5 protein-coding genes are annotated in these 3338 nt (G+C 65.1%); 1 reads left to right on the top strand and 4 read right to left on the bottom strand.

Features of this window, described 5'->3' with window-relative positions:
- Positions 1–901, bottom strand: a 901-nt coding sequence (locus DYI24_RS23710; RefSeq protein ID WP_246701359.1) for an MFS transporter, incomplete at its 3' end; no start/stop codon positions are given.
- 395 nt (positions 902–1296) lie between these two features.
- Between DYI24_RS23710 and rpmG the strand changes: the two genes are divergently transcribed.
- A complete protein-coding gene (rpmG, locus tag DYI24_RS23705) occupies positions 1297–1464 on the top strand; it encodes a 50S ribosomal protein L33 (RefSeq protein ID WP_011158674.1) in 168 nt (55 codons plus the stop codon).
- A 117-nt stretch (positions 1465–1581) separates the two neighbouring features.
- Here rpmG and DYI24_RS23700 read toward each other — a convergent pair whose 3' ends face one another.
- From DYI24_RS23700 to DYI24_RS23690, 3 genes are all read right to left on the bottom strand, one after another.
- Complete coding sequence (locus DYI24_RS23700) at positions 1582–1851, bottom strand: helix-turn-helix domain-containing protein (protein WP_349627813.1); 270 nt, start codon at positions 1849–1851, stop codon at positions 1582–1584.
- Positions 1852–1975: 124 nt separating this feature from the next.
- Positions 1976–2278 (bottom strand): type II toxin-antitoxin system HigB family toxin, encoded by a 303-nt coding sequence (locus tag DYI24_RS23695; RefSeq protein ID WP_205523657.1) that lies wholly within the window; start codon positions 2276–2278, stop codon positions 1976–1978.
- A 48-nt stretch (positions 2279–2326) separates the two neighbouring features.
- On the bottom strand, positions 2327–3338 hold a 1012-nt coding region (locus DYI24_RS23690), incomplete at its 5' end, for a PleD family two-component system response regulator (protein WP_164574063.1).

Here is a 3338-nt window from a genome sequence, read left to right as displayed (position 1 = left end):
CCACAACGCCGATCAGCAGTCCGACGATGCTGCCCCACGCCCCGAACAACACCCAAGCCGCCAACACCAGCGCGGCGCCGATCGCGATCACCGGGCCCGGCCCGCTTCTATCCGCGATCCGGCCGGAGATCGGCGCCGCGAATACCCCGACGACGCCGACGAGGCCGAACAGGCCCGCGGCCTCGGCCCCAAGCCCGAACTGCGGCTCCTGCAGATGCAGCGCCAGCACCGTCCAGAACACGCTGAAGGACGCGAACAGTGCCGCCTGCACCGCGGTCCCTCGCCGCAGATCCGGCTGCTGACGCCACAGCGAGGCCAGCGACTTCAGAGCCGCTCCATAGCTGATGTCGAGGTGACCGTGATGGCGCGGCAGCAGCCACGCCATCAGCGCCGCAGTACCGAGCGCCGCCGGCACCGCCAGCCAGAACATCTCCCGCCAGCCGAGGTGACCGGCGACAAATCCTGCCACCGTCCGGCTGAGCAGGATGCCGCACAGCAGCCCGGCCATCACAAGGCCGATGGTCTTGCCGCGGCGCTCCGGCGCCGCCAGCGCCGCGGCAAACGGCACAACCTGCTGCGCCACCGACGCGCAGGCGCCGAGCGCCAACGACGCGGCGATGATCAGCCAGGCTGACGGCGCCAACGCCACCAGCGCGGCCGCGACCGCCAGGAGCACGAACTGCGCGGTGATCAGCCGCCGCCGGTCGGTCAGGTCGCCGAGCGGCACCAGCAGGAACAGCCCGACCGCATAACCGAGCTGGGTGGCGGTCGGAATCATCCCGGTGAGCGCGGGGTTGCCGAGGTCGCGCTCGATCACCCCCAGCATCGGCTGGTTATAATAGATGTTGGAGACGCTGATGCCCGCGGCAGCGGCCATTGCCAGCGTCAGCCCCGCGCTCATTGCCGGACCGGGCAACGCTGCCCCGCCGGATCCCGGCTTCGGCGGAGGTTCGGGTTGAGAATTCTCCGCAATGCGCAGGGCCGGCTCACTGACGCTCATCTGGGGCCTTTCGTGACAGAATCGGGGTCGAGGTTCCGAAGATGGGTCGCAGCGCTCCGAAATCGAGGGCGGCCGCAGGAAGATCTGCGATGCGCGGAACGCTGTCTTGTCGGATTTGCCCGGCTTTTGGCCGCTTTGGGTGCGAATTTCTGGGCTTGGAAGCGATTTCGTCGATCCCGGTCGCCTATCCCTGCAGAGAACCTTGACTTTCGGGCAGCCGTGGCTAGTTTGCCGGCCAAACGCGGGTCCTGACGTTCGACCTCGCCTGTTTATTCCCAAATTCGAGGTTTGAGATCATGGCCAAGGCGGTCACCATCAAGATCAAGCTCGTGTCGACGGCCGACACCGGGTTCTATTACGTGACGAAGAAGAACTCGCGCACCATGACCGACAAGATGGTCAAGAAGAAGTACGACCCGGTCGCGCGCAAGCACGTCGAGTTCAAGGAAGCCAAGATCAAGTAAGCCGCTTCGGCCTACTGACGGCATTCCTTCCGCGGGGCCTTGGGGCCCCGTTTCTATTTGCAGTCTGATTCCGCCGGGATGGGGCTGCGGTTGAACTCCGGGCGGAGCAGCGCGATCTCAGGCTGCGTGTTCGGTTTTGTAAGGCCGAACCAGAAGGTCGGCGGGAATTTTCCAGGCGTCAGCGATCTTGCGGATCATCTCGACGGTGAGTGCGCGACGACGCGACAGCACCTCGGACGCTCGCGACCGCGAGCCGAGAAGTTCGGCCAACTCAGTCTGCGTATGTCCGAGTTCGTCGATGGCGTATTGCAGGACATCGACCGGGTCCTGATCTTCGCCAATCGCGATCGGCCACCGTTTCGCTTCATAAAGCTCGACCAGCGCCAACAGGACATCGAGCCTGTCGCCCTCTTCCGACCCTTCCGGCGCCCCCCAGCAAGCCTCGATCGCAGCCAGTGCGGCGCGGTGATCCTCGTCAGTCCGGATCGGGCGAAGGTCCACAGCGATCTCCTCAGAATTGCGACACGGTCAACGCATCAATCCGATCGTATTCGGCGTGCGTCCCGACGAACTTCACAAACGCGATCTGACGACGAAAATCGAAGGCGGCCACCAATCGAAAATTGCCGCCAGCGATCTCGAATCTGACGCGCTCACGATTGAGCACTTTGGCCTTGGGTGCGGCCTTCTGAACGTCGTCGGTCGAGGTCCAGCCTGCCGCCCTGATCAACGCGTACCAACGCTCGACAGATGGCTTGGCTTCCGGGTGTTTGCCCCAGAATTCGACCAGCACGTTGCGGGCGATCAGACGCATGCTCTTTAGTAGCACGTTCCCATTTTGGGAACAATGCTAGCGGCGGCATTACGCCGCCGCGGCGACGACCCGATTGCGGCCGTCGTGCTTGGCCCGGTACAGCGCGGTGTCGGCGCGTTTCAGCAGGTCGGGGATCGGTTCGCCCTTGCGCTCCAGCGTCGACAGCCCGATCGAAATCGTGACCTCGATCCGGCGCGCGCCCTTCTCGATCGCGAATGGCTCGCCGGCGATGGCGCGGCGCAGCCGCTCGGCCACCATCTGGGCGACGTGTAGATCGGTTTCCGGCATCACGATCACGAACTCCTCGCCGCCGTAGCGGCAGGCGAGATCAATGCCGCGGATCGACTTCTTGATCCGCAGCGCGAACTCGCGGAGCACGTCGTCGCCGGCATCGTGGCCGTAGCTGTCGTTGATCGACTTGAAGAAGTCGATGTCGAGGATCATCAGCGCCAGCGGCTTGCCGCGCGCGCCCGCCTGCTCGGCGAGCGTCGCCAGATGGCTCTCCATGTAGCGCCGATTGTGCAGCCCGGTGAGCCCGTCAGTGATCGCCATCTCGATCGAATGCTGCACGTTGTCGCGCAGATGATCGGTGTAGCGGCGGCGCCGGATCTGGGTCCGCGCCCGCGCCATCAATTCGTTCTTGTCGACCGGCCGCAGCAGATAGTCGTTCACGCCGATCTCGAGCCCACGCAGCAGCCGCGCATTGTTCTCGGCATCGGCGATCGCGAGGATCGGCACATGCCGGGTACGCTCCAGCGAGCGCGCCTGGCTGCACAGCCGCAGCCCGTCGAAATTCTCCAGCCCAAGCGACACGATCAGCAGGTCGTAATTGCCGTCGGCGGCGTGGAACAGCGCTTCGGAAGGATTGGTCTCGACGTCGACGTCGTGCTCGGCGCTGAGCAGCGGCGCCAGCCGCTCGTAGGACGACGGCCGGTCGTCGACCAGCAGAATGCGGCCGCCTTTGCCCTGATCGGCGACGGCTTCGCGCTCCGGCGCCTGCATGCCGATTTCGAGCGAAGTGATCGCCCGCATCCGCAGCTCGTCGGTCATCATCTTGAGC

Source organism: Rhodopseudomonas sp. BR0C11, assembly GCF_010820945.1.
GTDB lineage: Bacteria > Pseudomonadota > Alphaproteobacteria > Rhizobiales > Xanthobacteraceae > Rhodopseudomonas > Rhodopseudomonas palustris_H.
This window is presented reverse-complemented; position numbering and strand designations above follow the sequence as displayed.

What these genes read in the sequence shown, in the direction of transcription:
- rpmG (WP_011158674.1), top strand. Translation starts at nt 1,297, where the DNA reads ATGGCCAAGGCGGTCACCATCAAGATCAAGCTCGTGTCGACGGCCGAC.
- DYI24_RS23695 (WP_205523657.1), bottom strand. Translation starts at nt 2,278, where the DNA reads ATGCGTCTGATCGCCCGCAACGTGCTGGTCGAATTCTGGGGCAAACAC.